The 15,877-nt window shown below is 70.4% G+C and carries 13 protein-coding genes; 7 read left to right on the top strand and 6 right to left on the bottom strand.

The window, feature by feature from the left end:
* The first annotated feature begins 660 nt into the window (after positions 1-660).
* The gene (locus AB8O64_RS04690; RefSeq protein WP_370418005.1) at positions 661-3,219 is read left to right on the top strand and encodes a SpoIIE family protein phosphatase; all 2,559 of its coding nucleotides are present in this window, start codon (positions 661-663) and stop codon (positions 3,217-3,219) included.
* A 1-nt stretch (position 3,220) separates the two neighbouring features.
* Positions 3,221-3,625, top strand: coding sequence for an isochorismatase family protein (locus tag AB8O64_RS04695; protein ID WP_370418006.1), 405 nt, complete (start codon positions 3,221-3,223; stop codon positions 3,623-3,625).
* A 45-nt stretch (positions 3,626-3,670) separates the two neighbouring features.
* Here the strand turns inward: AB8O64_RS04695 and AB8O64_RS04700 are convergent, their stop codons facing one another.
* The 5 genes from AB8O64_RS04700 to AB8O64_RS04720 all read right to left on the bottom strand — a co-directional run bounded on the left by AB8O64_RS04700 (position 3,671) and on the right by AB8O64_RS04720 (position 10,228).
* Complete coding sequence (locus AB8O64_RS04700; RefSeq protein WP_370418007.1) at positions 3,671-5,704, bottom strand: family 43 glycosylhydrolase; 2,034 nt, start codon at positions 5,702-5,704, stop codon at positions 3,671-3,673.
* A gap of 68 nt (positions 5,705-5,772) precedes the next feature.
* Entirely contained in the window at positions 5,773-7,296 is a 1,524-nt protein-coding gene (locus AB8O64_RS04705) for a hypothetical protein (protein WP_370418008.1), read from the bottom strand.
* Positions 7,293-8,816, bottom strand: a complete 1,524-nt coding sequence (locus tag AB8O64_RS04710; RefSeq protein ID WP_370418009.1) for a peptidoglycan DD-metalloendopeptidase family protein — start codon at positions 8,814-8,816, stop codon at positions 7,293-7,295. Before AB8O64_RS04710 ends, AB8O64_RS04705 begins: the two co-directional genes overlap by 4 nt.
* A gap of 260 nt (positions 8,817-9,076) precedes the next feature.
* Complete coding sequence (locus AB8O64_RS04715; protein WP_370418010.1) at positions 9,077-9,355, bottom strand: hypothetical protein; 279 nt, start codon at positions 9,353-9,355, stop codon at positions 9,077-9,079.
* A gap of 333 nt (positions 9,356-9,688) precedes the next feature.
* Positions 9,689-10,228 (bottom strand): hypothetical protein, encoded by a 540-nt coding sequence (locus AB8O64_RS04720; protein WP_370418011.1) that lies wholly within the window; start codon positions 10,226-10,228, stop codon positions 9,689-9,691.
* Positions 10,229-10,442: 214 nt separating this feature from the next.
* Here AB8O64_RS04720 and AB8O64_RS04725 point away from each other — a divergent pair, with 214 nt between their 5' ends.
* Together AB8O64_RS04725 and AB8O64_RS04730 are read left to right on the top strand one after the other, a co-directional pair.
* Positions 10,443-10,775: a PadR family transcriptional regulator gene (locus tag AB8O64_RS04725; protein ID WP_370418012.1), complete on the top strand. Its 333-nt coding sequence runs from the start codon at positions 10,443-10,445 to the stop codon at positions 10,773-10,775.
* Positions 10,772-11,683 carry a hypothetical protein gene (locus AB8O64_RS04730; RefSeq protein ID WP_370418013.1) on the top strand — a complete coding sequence of 304 codons (912 nt, stop codon included), beginning with the start codon at positions 10,772-10,774 and terminating at the stop codon, positions 11,681-11,683. Before AB8O64_RS04725 ends, AB8O64_RS04730 begins: the two co-directional genes overlap by 4 nt.
* 84 nt (positions 11,684-11,767) lie before the next feature.
* On the opposite strand, the gene bla is transcribed toward AB8O64_RS04730, so the two are convergent.
* Entirely contained in the window at positions 11,768-12,694 is a 927-nt protein-coding gene (gene bla, locus AB8O64_RS04735) for a class A beta-lactamase (protein ID WP_370418014.1), read from the bottom strand.
* A 165-nt stretch (positions 12,695-12,859) separates the two neighbouring features.
* Here bla and AB8O64_RS04740 point away from each other — a divergent pair, with 165 nt between their 5' ends.
* The 3 genes from AB8O64_RS04740 to AB8O64_RS04750 all read left to right on the top strand — a co-directional run bounded on the left by AB8O64_RS04740 (position 12,860) and on the right by AB8O64_RS04750 (position 15,682).
* Complete coding sequence (locus tag AB8O64_RS04740; RefSeq protein WP_370418015.1) at positions 12,860-13,762, top strand: LysR family transcriptional regulator; 903 nt, start codon at positions 12,860-12,862, stop codon at positions 13,760-13,762.
* Positions 13,759-14,661, top strand: coding sequence for a serine hydrolase (locus tag AB8O64_RS04745; protein WP_370418016.1), 903 nt, complete (start codon positions 13,759-13,761; stop codon positions 14,659-14,661). The genes AB8O64_RS04740 and AB8O64_RS04745 overlap by 4 nt, the downstream gene beginning before the upstream one ends.
* A 127-nt stretch (positions 14,662-14,788) precedes the next feature.
* Positions 14,789-15,682, top strand: a complete 894-nt coding sequence (locus AB8O64_RS04750; protein WP_370418017.1) for a hypothetical protein — start codon at positions 14,789-14,791, stop codon at positions 15,680-15,682.
* Positions 15,683-15,877 lie beyond the last annotated feature (195 nt).

The following is a 15,877-nucleotide window of genomic DNA, read 5'->3' on the forward strand; positions in this document are numbered from 1 at the left end:
ACCGCTGTGCGGGAATCGTGATGCGAAAGGCGCTGGCCCTGAGACAGGAACGAGGGTGCGACGAGATGACCACAGCGGCGGCACTGCCAAGGGCGCGCCTGCCGGTGGTCGATCGGATCCGGGTATCACCCGGAGATGTCGTCGTCACCCGCCATGTCTGGACTCCTCTACGAAGGATCACTGCCGATGCGACCGTATCAGGCTCCGCGCGGTCGCCCGCAAGCCTTTTTCTCCGCGGTCGCCGACATGAAGGACCGCGGCCCGGCCTTTCCGGCGTCAGCATCTCCCGCTGTGGACGACAGCACCTCGAAGTGATGAATCTCGGGGTGGGTGGTTCATCGAATCCCCGACCGAATGAGCCATGAACGCGACCTTCAGGCCCTTCGAGAAGCTTCCTCGGATACACCCGAGAGGCACATCACCGCAGGTGGGAGCCCGAACGATCTGCGAACAGGGCGGAGCCCGGCGCGGGAAACACCTACGGTCCGGAAGCCCGGAATGGTGTGGTTCGCCGGTGGAAGTGACGGCATATCGGCTCGTACGCTACGTATACGATCCGTCCCTGCTGCCGCGAGCCGGGCACGACTTCCTTCGCCCAGCCGGTTACCGGCGCCTGCGCACACGGTCCCTGCGGCCGGCGCCTGTGACATCCTCAGTGACGTGACGAGCGAACCTGTCAAGGACGAGGATGCCGGCGTCGCACCCGACGTCGTCGCGCTGGCCAAGGTCGTGGCCACGCTACGCGCCGAAAACGAGCGCCTGCGCCACCAGGCGTCCACCGCGGCCGTACTGGAGCGCGCCACAGGCCTGCTGATGGCACGGTCGGGGTGCTCCGCCGCGGAAGCACACGAGGAGCTGACGCGGCGGGCGCGAGCCGACGGGCGCACGCTGACCGAGGAGTGCTGGATCGCCCTCGGTGACACGCCGCAGGCGGCCCACCCGCCCTTCCTCCCCGCCCAGAGCGGCACGGATGTCCTCCGCTCCCAGGGCGTCACGGACGTTCCGGTGCCGGAATCCGGCACGGAACCGCACCCGCCCTCCCGCCCCGCACTCCTCGGCGACCTCAGCAGGGCACTCACCGGTGCCACCTGCCCGCAGGATGTCGCGGAACGGCTGCTGGACCACCTGGCCGGACCCCCGGTCCGGGCCGACGCCGTCCTCCTCTTCTCCCGCACCGTGCACGACGCCCTGGAGCTCGCCGGGCACGCGGGCGTCGGAGCCGCTGTCGCCGACCAGTGGCGGTCCGTGCCGCCCGTCAGCGGCATCGCCGCCCTGGACACCGTCCGCCGCGGCGAAGCCATATGGCTGGAGGACCCGGCACAGGACGCACAGCGCTACCACCTGATCGGGCAGCCGCCGCAGAAGTGGCGCACCCGCGCCTGGCTCCCGGTCACCACCGGCGGCAGGGTCACCGCGGCCCTCGGCGTCCTGCGCACGATGGACGCCCCCTTCGACGAGGACGTGCGCGAGCTGCTGAGGTCCGTCGCCCAGCTGTGCGCCGGGAGCCTCCGCACAGGGGACGCGCGCACGGCTCCCCTCCGGCGGGACAGACGACCCGGGCCACCCAGGCGGCCTGTGAGGTCCGGGGCCCCGGAAGCATCCGCTTCCCTCCCGGCGGCCGGGCAGCCTGACTGGCCGGGAAGCCCCGAAGCCGGCACGGCCGCACTCGTCCAGGCCGTCTTCGACGTCCTCCCGGGCCCCGCCATCCTCCTCACCCCCCTGCGGTCACCTGCGGGTGAGGTCGAGGACTTCCGCATCGACGCCGCCGCGCCGCAATCCGTCGACGTCGCCGGCCGACGCGGCCGTCGGCTGGTCGGGCTGCGGGTCCTGGAGTGCTACCCCACTGTGGCCGGCGCCGACGTCTGGCAGGGCTACCTGCAAACGCTCACCACGGGGACGCCGTACGAGGGCGAGCCCTTCACCTACGAGGAGGTCACCGCCGGCCTGCGGCAGCGCTCCGTCTATTCCGTCCGCGCGGTGAAACTCGGTGACGCCCTCGTGGTCACCTGGGTGGGCCACGACGACGTCGCCCGGCAGCAGGCCCTCCTGGCCGATCTGCAACGGCTCGGCAATCTCGGCTGGACGGACTGGAACCTCGTCACGGGCGCCATCACCTGGTCGCCCCAGGTCCACGCCGTCCTCGACCGCGACGCGGAATGGGGCCCGCTGCCCCTCGACGCCTTCCCCGGGGACGTCCTGCCCGAGGACGCCCCGGACTTCACCGGCGCGCTCCAGAAGCTCCTGGACACGGGCACCCCCGTCGACCACCAGGTCCGGATCACGACGCGGAGCGGCGTCCGGCATCTGCGGGTCGTCGCCGAGGCGGTGCCGGACGCCCAAGGCACCCCCGTCGAAGTGCACGGTTTCGTCCAGGACGTCACAGCGCAACGCACCGCCGAACTGGCCCTGACGGCGAGCCGGCAGGCCGTCCTGGCCCAGCGCAACGTCCTGCAGGCGGAACGGACCGTCGCCGCCCGTCTGCAGCACGCCCTGCTGCCGCTGCCCGGACAGTCGCTGAACCTGGGCGATCTGCGCGTCGACGTCGCCTACCTCCCCTCCCACGACGATCTCAATGTGGGCGGCGACTGGTACAGCGCCCTCGAAATGCCCGGCGGCGGCATCCTCTTCGCGGTCGGTGACGTGGCCGGACACGGCATCGACGCGGTGGCCACGATGGCTCAGCTGCGCTTCACGGCCAAGGGCATGATCGTCACCGGATCGTCGCTCACCGGTGCGCTGCAGCGGCTCAACACCCTGCTCCTGCACACCCGCGACCACCACGCGACCGCCACCCTCGTGCTCGGCCGCTACGACCCCGCCGAGCGCTGCCTGACCTGGGTCCAGGCGGGCCACCCACCGCCCCTGCTCGTGCGCGACGGGAAGGCGGAGTTCCTCTCCCCGCCCGAGGGCATTCTGCTCGGCGCCACGCTGCGGCCCTCCTTCAGCGAGGCGGTGTGCCGGATCGCTCCCGGCGACCACCTGCTGCTGTACACCGACGGCCTGATCGAGCGCCCCGGGGAGCACTTGGACGAGGGCCTGGCCCGCCTCGCCCGCGCCGCCGAGACCGAGCTGTCCGCGGACAGCCCCGGCTCGCTCGACACCCTGCTGTCCCGTGTCCTCCTCCCGGACGAGCAGGGGGACGACGTGTGCCTCCTGGACATCCACCTGCCCGCATCCGCTCCAGACGCCGCACCGTCTTCGTTCCTGGAGGCGACATGAGGTGGACATCGTCGGCGGCGACTCCGGGTATCTGCCACGCCTGCGCAGGGCGATCGACGCTGCCCGGGCGGCGGACATCCCCGTGATCTCTGTGGTCATCGCGCTACGTCCCGGCTTCCCGGAAGTCGGCACGCGCAACAGGGCTCTCAGCGCCATCGCACAGGCCGGCCATTCGTCGAGGGCGCGCCGTATCGACAGCCTCGTGCTCACCGGCATCGCCACCAGCGCTGTGGTGTTGTCCACCCTGTGCCAGGCGAACGACCTGGACTTCGGCCTGACCGTCCTCTCCGATGCCTGTCCGGACACCGACCCGGAGGTGCACCGGGTTCTCATCGAGCGACTGTTTCCGCAGTGGGCGGATGTTGTCACTGTCGACGACAGGGTCAAGGCGATCGCACCTCGATAGCTTGCCCACCGCCGGTCAGGGTGCCATCGCGCACCACAAGCGAGTTCAAGCCCAGTAGGCGGGACTCCCCGACGGGACGGGCGCGACGGTGCGGTCGCCGAATGCGGTCCACGGGCGCCAGCCGCTGCCGGGCCGGTCCAGTACACGGGTGCGTATTCGCCCTTGGGTGGTGACGGCGAAGACGTGAATCCTTCCGGTGGCATCGGCCGTGGCCGTGGGCACGGCCACGAGCCGGACGCCGGGCTCGCCGAAGTCGTCAGCGGGATCCCAGCCACCGCCGGGGGTGACCTGCCGACGATGGCTGAGCCGGGCGCCGCCGGGAGACAGGGCGAAGGCGTCGAGCCTGCCGTCGGCGTCGGCGACGAGCGCCGGGGCCGTGGCGGTCCAGCCGAACATCGGCTGCCAGCCGTCCCAGCCTCCGCTCGGCACGGTCTGACGCCGGGAGAACGTCGCCACACCGGACGGGGCCGTCGCGGCGACGGTGAGCCTGCCGCTGCCGTCGCGTGCCACGCGCGGCGCCGTGCCGGCCGCGGTGCCGTAGCGGTTCCACTGCGCCCAGGCGCCATTGGGTGTCTCCTGCCACCGGTGGTAGATTCCGGCGCCACCGGGTGCGAGGGCGAAGACTTCCAACCGGCCGTCGGCGTTGGCCGCGACGACGGGCGGCGCACCCGCGGGCCCGCCGAAGCCGCCGTCCCACGCGTCCCAGGTCAGTGATCCGGGTGAGGCCTGTCGTCGCCGGGCGATGCCCGTGCCGGCCGGGCCGAGCGCGAAGACCTCCAGTCTGCCGTCGGCGTTGCGGGCGACGGCGGGGGCAGCGCCTGCCGGGCCGCCGAACTCCTCCCAGTCGTGCCAGCCCCCGTCCGGCCGCTGCACCCGGTGGTGCAGGTTGGCACCGCCCGGGGCGAGGGAGAACACCTCCAGGCGGCCGTCGGTGTCGCGGCCGAGCGTGGGAACCGCCCCGGCCGGCCCGCCGAACGACTCCCACGGCGACCACGTGTCGGCCCGCGGGTCGAGTTGGACGCGGCGCATCAGGGAACCGTCGTTCGCGTCCAGCGCGAACACGGTCAGCCGCCCGGCGACATCCAGTCCGGCGGCGGGGTTGTCGGCGCTCTGCCAGGGCGGTGGTGTGTCCCGCCACCGCAAGGGGGCCAGGTACAGCCCCTGGTGGAACCAGCCCGCGGCACTCGCATGCCATTCCTGTCCGTCGGTGACCACCTCGACCGCGTGACCGGGCACATGGCCCGCGTAACCGTCGAGGCCGAAGGAGAACGGGTTCCGGGACGCGAACACGTCGGTGCCGTCGTAGCCGTTGCGGGGCCCGATGAACAGGTAGTACCAGCCGTCCCGCTCGACGACGAAGGGCGACTCGGTGACCGATACCGTCGCGGAGGTGGTCGCGTCGGTGAACGCGATTCCTGGTTCACTCCAGTGCAACAGGTCGTCGGAGCGCCGGAAGGCCACCGTGTGCCGGCCGTCCTGGCCGGACAGTTCGGTGTAGTACATCACCCACTGGCCGGCGATCCTCACCACCATGGGGTCGCGCGCCACGCGCCCACGGAAGAGGGGGCCGCTCGGGTGCCGCGTCCAGGTGAACAGGTCGGTCGAGGTGGCGAGGTTGATCGCGGCACCACTGCGGCCACCGGCGGCATAGAACATCCAGCACGTGCCGTCCGCCTCGATGACGTGCGGCGCCCAGAGGTGTTCCTCTCCGAAGTAGGCCGGGTCGACGGTCAGCGCGTCGGCGTGCGTGGTCCACGGTCCGTACAGATCCGGGGCCGAGGCATGGGCGAAGGAGATCTCGGCGGCGCTGTCGGGGGCTTGGCCGGGAGGCGCACCGGCACCGACGATGCCGAACAGGTGCCACCGGCCGGCTGCCTTGATCAGCGTGTGATCGTTCAGGTAGCGCCGCCCACCGGAAGTGGACGGATCGTGGACGTGCCTGAAGGGCCCCGCGCCGATCCACCGGTGGGGCGGGGGCGGAGCGGCGGTGGCGACCGCGCCGCCCAGAGCCCCCGGCAGTGCCAGTGCGCCGGCCGCGACGCAGCCCTGGAGCAGACGACGTCTGCTGATCGGATGCATGGAGTCCTTCCGCAGGGGTGCCGCGGCCGGCCGGGCAGTCGTCGCCCCGGCCGGCCGCGGGTGTGGGGTCACTTGACGGGCGGGCCGGAAGTGCTGTTGAGCCAGGCCCATTCGGACCAGGTGCTGAAGCCGGTCTGCCACCTGTGGTGTACTCCGGCCTGGCTCATCCCGAAGACCTCGATGCGACCGTCGGCATTCGCCGCGGCACTGATCTCGCTGCCGCTGGTTCCGAAGGTTTCCCAGTCGGTATAAGAAGCGTTCACACCCTTCTGCCAGATGTGCGCGGCGGTCTCACCATTGACGGCGAAGACCTCCACCCGCCCGTCGGGACTGCGGTCGCTGGTGAGCCGGGCATTCGCAGGACCGTGCACAGGATCCCAGCCCGACCAACTGGTCGGACTCGTCTGGTAGCGGTGGAACACCCCCACCGGACCGGAAGCGAACACCTCCAGGCGGCCGTCCGCGTTGTGGTCGACGGTCACGTCATGACCGCCACCACCGAAGTCCTCCCACTCCGACCAACCACCATTGACAGCCTTCTGATACAGATGCTGGAAGGTACTCCCGTTGAGCGCGAACACCTCGAGACGGCCGTCGACAGCCTTCTCCATCTTCACCCGGCTGCCCTCAGGACCACCTCCGGTAGGCTCCCATGTCGACCAACCGCCGTTCGGAGCATCCTGATACCGGTGGAACACCCCCTTCGGCCCCGAAGCGAACACCTCGATACGACCATCGGCGTTGACCCCCGCGGCCACACTGCTCCCGCCGGTACCGAACTCCTCCCAGTCCGACCAGGCGCCGGACGGGGAGCGCTGATAGCGGTGCTGGGCCATGTCGCCGTTGATCGCGAACGCCTCCAGACGCCCGTCGGCATTCGACGCGATGGCGAGCTGCGCATTGCCGGGGCCACCCAGCCGCTCCCACTCCGACCAGCCGCCGTTGACCTGCGTCTGCCAGGCGTGATGAATCCCGTCGGCCGCTGCCGCGAACACCTCCAGTCGGCCGTCGGCCGACCGCGCGGACACCACCCGGCCCGACTCCTGCGGGTACACCAAGGGTGCGGGGCCGGGGCCCGGCCGCCCGAGACGCGCTACCGCGGCGCGTGCGACGTCCATGTGCCGCCGGTGATGGCCCATGACGTACGTGGACCACGGCTGCCAGTTCTTCCCCTGGTTGGAGATGCGATAGGCCTGATTCGCATTGCACTGGGCGTCGTAGGCGCAGGCATCGTCGACCTCCGCATGCCAATGGTCGTTGATCTGCCACAGTCCGCGGTCGGTCGACGTATTGGGGGTGTTACCCGTCCTGTTGAATGCGGACGGGTTACAGCTCGACTCGGCCAATGCGACGGCGACGGCGATTTCCAGAGCCTCGCCACGCCAGCCCGCGTTGTAGCCGACCTGGGCGCACAGGTCACTGGCGTCCGCTTGTGCCGGTGAGGCGCCGATGACCAGGCCCGCCGCCGCGAGCAGCGGAGCCAGCACCGACACGACGACACGGCGGCAGGTACTTCTGGCCGGCGAGGCCGTTCTCGCTCGCCGGGAGCCCGGGATCGATATCAACTGCTGCCCCTTCAGGTGGCCGGTCATGTCATGGGGGGACCGGAGGTGCTGTTCACCCAGGTCCAATGCGACCAGGTGCTGAACCCGGTCTGCCATTTGTGGTGGACCCCCGCCTGGCTGGTGCCGAAGACCTCGATGCGGCCGTCGGCATTGGTGGCGGCGGTGATCTCGGTTCCGCCGGTGCCGAATTCTTCCCAGTCGCTGTAGGGAGCGTTCACGTTCTTCTGCCAGATGTGCGCGGCGGTCTCACCGTTGATGGCGAAGACCTCGACACGCCCGTCAGCGGTGCGGTCACTCGTGAGCCGGGAGTTGGCGGGGCCTCGCACGGGATCCCAGCCCGACCAACTGGTGGCGCTCGTCTGGTAGCGGTGGAACACCCCCACCGGACCGGAAGCGAACACCTCCAGGCGGCCGTCCGCGTTGTGGTCGACGGTCACGTCATGACCGCCACCACCGAAGTCCTCCCACTCCGACCAACCACCATTGACAGCCTTCTGATACAGATGCTGGAAGGTACTCCCGTTGAGCGCGAACACCTCAAGTCGGCCGTCAGGGGCCTTCTCCATCTTCACCCGGCTGCCGGCGGGGCCACCGCCCGTGGGCTCCCACTTCGACCAACCGCCGTTGGGCGCGGTCTGATATCGATGGAAGACGCCCACCGGACCGGAGGCGAACACCTCGATACGGCCGTCGGCGTTGACTCCGGCAGCGACACTGCTGCCGCCGGTACCGAACTCCTCCCAGTCCGACCAGGCGCCGGACGGCGTCAGCTGGTAACGGTGCTGGACGGTTTCGCCGTTGACCGCGAACGCCTCCAGCCGGCCATCGGCGTTGGGAGCGACCGCGAGCTGCGCGTTACCGGGGCCGCCCAGCCGCTCCCACTCCGACCAGCCGCCGTTGACCTGCGTCTGCCAGGCGTGGTGCACCCCGTCGGCCCCGGCCGCGAAGATCTCCAGCCGGCCGTCGGACGACCGCGCGGACACCGCCCGGCCCGACTCCACCGGATACACCAGCGGCGGGGGCCCGGGGCGTTTGCCCGGGGTGCACGGGATGGTCACGCCGCGTGCCGCGAGGTACGGAATGGGGTCGATGCCATGGGACATGCTGGTGTCGCGGCGCACCCGCAGGTGGAGGTGGGGACCGTCGGCCTGGCCTTCGGAGCCCATGAGCGCGATTCGCTGACCGGCCGTCACCCGCTCGCCCACCGCCACGTCCCGGTGGTACATGTGCCCGTACTCGGTCACCGTTCCGTCGGGGTGCAGGATGCGGATCCACTGGCCGTAGCCGTCGGCAGGTCCTGAGTTGATGACCTCGCCGTCGCCCACGGCGTGGATCGGAGTGCCGCGGGGGCTCGCGATGTCGATGCCGTCGTGATCGCGAGCGCCGCCGTAGCCATCGGATATGAAGCCGGCCGTCGGGCACGAGGCGGCGTATCCGGCTGCCTGGGCTCGCGCGGCGGCCGGGGACGTCGTCACCAATGACGGCAATACGGTGACTGCCGCCGCGAGAACGAGGCGCAGCGCACGTCTGGAAAGACCGTGTAGCACGTGGCGTCCTTCCCCCTCGGGGTCATGTCGGAACGGGCAGGTGGGGTACGGTCGCGGCGCGTTGAGCGACGGCTCGCGCGCACCGGCGGGGTGGACGCTAGCCACGGCTGCCCGGCGAGGGCACCGGGAACGCTACGGATTGACAAGGTGGCGTCCACGGCGACCGGGACGGGGTGGAGAAGGGCCTGCGGCAGTTCCGGCAAGCGGGTCCTACCGTCTGCGAAATGGCAATGTCCCCTCGTGGGAGGGGACATTGTGGACTACTTGGCGCGCACCTTGCGGCCCTTTGGCGGCTCACATTCCTTCGCGGCCGCAATGAAGGGATTGAGCGCATCATGGAGCTTATTCAGCGAGTCAGGCCCGAGCTCGATCTGGTAATACTGGACAGACGGGATCAATCTGGTTTCGAATTCGCTGCTTCCGTCCTCATCATTCTTCGCGGCCCCCGCCCGGACTTCCATACCCGGGACTGCGAACGTGTGCAGATGGACGTCCCCGGTCACGGTCGGGTCGAGGTCGTCGTAGGTTTCGACCTTCACCCATATCTCCTGGGTGAAGGACTGGTCTCCCACCGTGAGTGTTCTGCCTCCTTTCTGCACACCCGGCTCGCCTTGCCGAGATTCGTCTACCTCAATAAATCTGGTACCCATCAGCGCCCCTTCTCAAGAACGACCAAATCCTAGCCGCTGCTGGGAAGTTGCACTCAATCGGGAAGATGACAGGAGGCCTCTACCGGACTACGAGATGTGTATCGGCGTCGATCCCGTCGCCCCTGAGCCGCTCCCGGCCAATGCCGGCCGGGCCCCCCGCTCGGGCGTCGGACAGAGTGCGGATATCGCGGGTCTGCCCGGCGCCGGCGAGGGCGGTGTCCGTCAGTCCCAGGGGTTGGCCGGCTGATCGTTGATGGCTGTCCAGAAACGGGTGCCGGCGGGGACGTCGCCGTAGGCCCAGTAGCTCCAGCCTCCCGAGTTCTCCAGGCCGGGGCCGTATCTGCCGTCGTGGAACTCGGCCATGCGCCAGCCCGCGCCGAAGCTGTTCGCGCAGACTCCGTCGGCGACCGCGCGGCTGGTCAGGCGGGTGCCGCGGATCGGGCCGGTGGCCGCGACCGCGCCGCGCGCCCAGCCCGCATAGAAGCCGGGCGTGATGCCGGCGGGGGCCGGTCGGCCGTCGATTCTCAGGCAGAGCACGGGCAGCGCCGTGGTCGTGGCGGTGTCGCCCTGGTAGGGGTTGCTCAGAGCACCGCCGCCCACCTGGACCGTTCCGCTGGGGCCGTCCGCGAGCAGAGTCCAGGTCATGGCCTTCCCGTTGGCGTGCACGGAGGGGGTCGCGGCTGCCGCGGTCGGGGTCATGGTGCTTCCCGTCACGGCCAGCGCCGCGACACCGAGGGCGAGGACCGTCTTCACCGAGCGCATGTTGTCTCCTCACTGACGTGATCCGAGATGTATGGCGCGACGGTTCGGGATTCTCCACGTTCTTCACACGATGCCCAAGAGGGGAACCGGACACCGCGCCGGAGGGCTCGGCGCGCGAGGGGGCCGTGCCATCCGGGCCGTCCGGGGGGGGCCGCGTACCGGCTGGGCGGAACGCCACTTGCCCATAGGTCGTTCACCGACATATGTTGATCACATGAGTAACCGAGTGGTGCAGGAGCCCACGCTTCTGCTGTTGACGGCACTTGCGGACGCGCCCCGGCACGGGTACGCGATCATGCGGGAAGTCCAGCTGATCAGTCAGGGCCGGGTGAAGATGCGCACCGGCACCCTGTACGGAGCCCTCGATCGCCTCCTCGGCCAAGGGCTGATCGATGTCCACGAAGAGACCGTCGTGGACGGCCGTGCGCGACGCACGTACGCCCTGACCAAGGACGGTCGTGCCGTGCTGGCCGAGGAGACGGAGCGGCTGGCCGCGACAGCCCGCGAAGCCGTACGTCGCCTGCGCCTCGGGGAAGTGACGGCATGACCACCCCCGTAATGCGCCTGTATCCGACCGAGTACCGCACCCGGCACGGGCATGAGATCGCCGAGGTCTACCGGCAAGCCGTCGACGGCGCCGGACGGCTTGCCAGATCGCGAGAGGCGGCGGACCTCGCCGCGCACGCCCTGCGCATACGGCTGAGGCTTTCCTCCGACCGTCGCGCCGGGCGGCTCTTCGCGGCCGCCGCACCGTTCGTCGTGGCCGTCCTCGCCGCCCATGCGGGGCTCGAACTCTTCAAGCTCGCCGCGTTCTTGCTCGATACCCGGGACGACGGGCTGTATCTCGGAGCCGCCGACGCGGTCTTCACCGGCTTGTGGGTGGCTCTCCTGGCCGCCGCGGGGGTCGCGCTCGGGGGCCGGTGGCCTGTCGGCCGCTGGTGCCTGGCGGCCCTTCTGACGGTGGGCGCGTTGCTGGCGGCGACCGTCGGCCGAGGAGGAGTGCTGGGGGCTCCTGGTGCCCTCGTCGTCTTCTCCGTGCTGTCGGCCGTGATTCTGGTCGGCTGTCCGCCGGACATGGCTCCCGGCTGGCGGGTGCGCCGCATGGCCTCCGGTGCGGCCGTCGCGATCTGGGCGCCGCTCGCCGTTCTCTGCGTCATGTGGCGGACGCTCTTCGCCGATCACATCGGCATCGCACTGCCGCTCCTGGCAGAATCAAACATGTGGCCTTGCCTGATCCTCGCGGTCGCCGCCTGCGCCTTCGCGCGGGGAGGAGGCAGTGCGCGGCTCGCGCTGGCGGCCATGGTCACGGCGGCGTTGCCGGTCGTCGCCTATGACGCCGCCATCACCGGGTACCACCCCGCCCAGGCTGCGGTGCCCGCGATCTCCTTCCTTCTGACTGCTGCGTTTCTCTTCGCCCGCACCGCCCCCAACCGGGCCTCCGCGCAGCGGGGTTGACGGTGAACGCCCCCGGCCAAGCCGGGGGCGTTCGTGTTGCTACAGGCCTTCGTTCGGGTCCGGGTGCGGCTCGGGGGCCGGAAGTCAAGACAAGGTATCGGTGACCACGGAAGCCGCTTCGGCGATCAGTTTGTTGTCGTAGGAGGCGTCTTCCTTGGTCCGGTTGGACATGATCGCCATGACGATGGGTGCAGCGTTGGGCGGCCACACCACGGCGATGTCGTTGCGGGTGCCGTAGCCCTGGCCGGCTCCGGTCTTGTCGCCGACCACCCAGCCCTTGGGCACCCCTGCCCTGATGAGCTCGTTCCCGGTGGTGTTGGTTTGCAGCCACTTGGTGAGCCGCGCCTTTTCGCCCTTGCCGAGGGCGTCTCCGAGAACGTACGCGCGCAGGTCCTTGGCCAGTGCTCGCGGTGTGCTGGTGTCCTGCGTCCCGCCAGGGGCCCATCGGTTCAGCTCGGGCTCACGGCGCTCCATCCGGGTCTCGTGGTCACCCATCTTCTCGAGTGCGGCGTCAAGGCCCTTGGGGCCGCCGAGCGCGTCGAACAACAGATTGCCCGCGGTGTTGTCGCTGTAGCGGACGGCGGCGTCGCACAACTCGCCCAGGGTCATGCCGGTCTCGACATGTTTCTCGGTCACGGGGGAATAGTCGACCAGATCGTCCTTGGAGTACTTGACCACCCGGTCCAACCCGCTCAGCGAATACTTTCGCAGCACGGCGCCGGCGGCCAGTGCCTTGAACGTGGAGGCATGGGCGAACCGCTCGCCGTCGTTGTAGGCGACCTCGCGCCCGGTGCCGGTGTCGATGGCGTAGACACCCAGCCGCGCGTCGAACTTGCGCTCAAGGCCCTTGAATTCTTGCGCGAAAGGCTTCGTGGCCGCGCCCGTCCTCGTCGTCGCGGCAGACGGGGAGGACGAGGCGGAGGAGCCGCCTTGGCCGCAGGCGGTGAGCGGGACGAGGGCGAGCGCGGCGAGCGCGCCGAGAACAGCGCGGCGGGCACGAGTGTGCTGCATGGTCCAAACCTCCAGGAGCGCCCACAGCGCGGGCGCGTAGGGGACGGGTGACGCGGCCGTCCCGGTACGTGGTCATGACTGCCCGACCACCCTCGCCTTCGGGCGACCATGCGGTCCAATACGCTAATGCGCCGTTCCATGCCGATCCGGCATAGAGTTCGGGGCGTGGATCTCGTGGGGGCATGTCGCGCGTTCGTCAGCGTCAGCAAACACGGCAGCTTCACCGTCGGAGCGTCCGCTGCCCGGATGTCCCAGTCGGTGGCCAGCCGTCGCGTCGCGGCGCTTGAAGAACATTTCGGGGAGCAGTTGTTCGAGCGCACGTCGCGGCGGGCCGTCCTGACCCCCTTCGGCCGGGACCTGTTGCCGGTGGCCAGGCAGCTCGTGCAGGCGGCCGATGTGCTGCTCCACGAGGGGGAGGCCGCCAAGAGCAAGCCGTGGCGGCTGGCGGTGCCCGGCATCTGCTCCACGGTCGATCTCGCGCGCCTCGTCGCCGACGCGCGGGGACTCGGTGTCACGCTCGACGTCCGCGGCGCGGAGCCCGCGCAGCGCAGGGAGCTCGTCCACGCGCAGCAGGTACGTGCTGCCCTGCTCGCGGTGCCGTCGGACGAGGCGGGGTGGTCCGTGCCGCTCGGGCTCGCCACCGCGCGGGGCACCGGCGTGAAGCGCGTCTACCTGGAGACGCTGCGGGTCCCACGGGGCTCGGCCGACCTGGCTCGTCGTATCTGGCTCCAGCCGGAGGACGACGTGCCGCACATCCGGGATCCGTTGGCGCGACTGCGCGACGCGGTCGGCCTCCGGCCCGCGCAGCTCGTCGTGGCGGCCGACCTGACGACCGCCGCGGCGGAGGTCCTCTGCACCCGCGACCTGCTGTTGTGCTCCCCCGCACAGGCCGAGGAACTCGCCCTCAGCTGGCGTCCCATCGGCGAGATCACGCTCCGCCGGGGGTACGCGCTCGCCGTCGCCGCCGACGGCAATCCCCAGCACATCGAAGCCCGCCTGGGCGACGCCATCGCCCGCTGCCTCGGCGCGGACACCCCGACGGGAACCGCGGAAGGAACGACGAAGTGAACACCGAGGCCTTGCTGAGCGACCTGCGCCGGCAGTTGCACGACGGCGGTCTGCACGGCTACCTGCTCGTCCGGGACCTTCACACGGGCGACGAGCTGGGGATCGAGCCGGACATTCCGCTGCCCTCCGCGTCCCTGGTCAAGATCCCGCTCGCGCTGGCGACGGCGGAACGCATCCGGCGGGGCGAACTCGATGGAGCGACAACGCTCGACGTGCGGCCGGGGCGGGTCACCACGCCCGGCCCCACCGGGCTGAGCCGCTTCCGCCACCCCGCCCGGATCGCGATCGACGACCTGCTCTATCTGAGCACCTGCCTGAGCGACGGAACGGCCGCCGACGCGCTGTTCGACCTCACCCCGCCCGCCCAGGTCGCCGACATCCTCCACGAGCTCGGTCTCCGTGGCATCACCCTCCGCCACACCATCCACGAGCTGTCCGACACCCCCGCGGAACGCTTCGATGCCGCCCAGGCCCACCTCGCGCACGCCCTGGCCATCGACGCCGGCACCAGCGGCCGCGGGCACCGGGTCCCCCAGCTCGACACCACACGCGCCAGCACCGGAAGCGCGCGTGCCTGGGTCGAACTGCTCGAAGCCCTGTGGACCCCGTCGAAGATCCACCCCACGGTGGCCGAGCGGGTACGCGACCTCATGGCACACAACGTGCTCCGGCAGCGACTCGCCCCGGACTTCAGCTCCGACGCCTCCACCTGGTCCTCCAAGACCGGCACGCTCCTCAATCTCCGCCACGAGATCGGCGTCGTCGAGCACTCCGACGGTCAGGCCTACGCCATCGCCGTCCTCACCGAGTCAGTCGTCCCGGCCGGCACCCAGCCCGGTGCCGAGGCCCTCATGGCCCAGGTCGCCCGGGCCGTTCGTGACCACCTCCGTCACTATTGACCAGGTATGCGGACGATCCGGTCCGGCAGGGAAGGAACCCCCTGGGGATTGGGCGGGGTGGACTGGCGGGAAGGCTGCCGCTGATCGTAGTCCGTTCGTTGTCCGTCGCTCAGAGGGGAGCGTCGTGGTGCGCAGGGGTTCACGCACGACCGCGCAGAAGGGTCATCCGTACGGTCGTCGGCCCTCCGGTGGGCTGGCCGATGTGCTGTGGGACTGGTCGAAGTCCGGCACCCGACAGGTGGCCCGCAACCGCTTGTTACGGCGACTGCCCGGGGCCGGCTCCGCAGCTGCGTACCGGTTCGGCCTCGTTGAGCGGCCGCACTACGCCTACGGAGTACGCCGGGCCACCGAGCTGGCCGCGCGACTGGGGCACCGAGGTGTCACGGTGGTGGAGTTCGGGGTGGCCGGGGGCAACGGGCTGCTGGCCCTCGCCGAGCACGCCCGGTACTACGCCGCCGCCACCGGCATGGCGGTCCGGGTGGTCGGCTTCGACAGCGGCGCGGGCATGCCCGCCGCCAAGGATCCCCGGGATCTGCCCTACCTGTTCGGCCCCGGCTTCTACACCATGGACCACGACCGGTTGCGCGCCCGCCTGGGCGCGGCCGAGCTGGTGATCGGTGACCTCGCCGAGACGCTGCACGACTATCTCGACAGCCGCGCGGACCTGCTGCGCGATCACCCGGTCGGCTTCGTCTGCCTCGACCTGGACCACTACTCCTCGACGACGACCGCCCTGGACCTCTTCCGCGGCCCGGCGCACGAGCACCTGCTGCCCCGCGTCACCTGTTACCTCGACGACCTGCCCGGGACCATCGAGCAGATCGGCGAAGCCGCGGCCCTCGCCGACTTCAACACCACCCACCCGGACCGGCCGATCGGCCGGGTCCTGGGCCTGCGTGCGTTCACGCCTTTCGACCCGCCATGGGCCGACCAGATCTACGTCCACCACCGCCTGGACCACCCCGACTACGCACGCCTGGAAATCGGCGCCACCGGCGACCAACTGCCCCTGGATCGCTGACGTTTCGGGGCCGGATGCCCTTCATTCCGTGCGTCAGATTTCGACCTGCAAGGGTCGCCGGCGCCGGTGTCTCGCCCGGAACGACACCCGGCTCACCGAGCTGAACGTGCGGGCTGAATACCGCACCGCCTCCAACGCTGGCCCGAATCGGATGGATGGCCAAATACCGCCCCATGTAACGGGGTGGCCGGTTTT

The sequence above is a fragment of the Streptomyces sp. QH1-20 genome, assembly GCF_041283565.1.
Taxonomy (GTDB): Bacteria; Actinomycetota; Actinomycetes; order Streptomycetales; family Streptomycetaceae; genus Streptomyces; species Streptomyces syringius.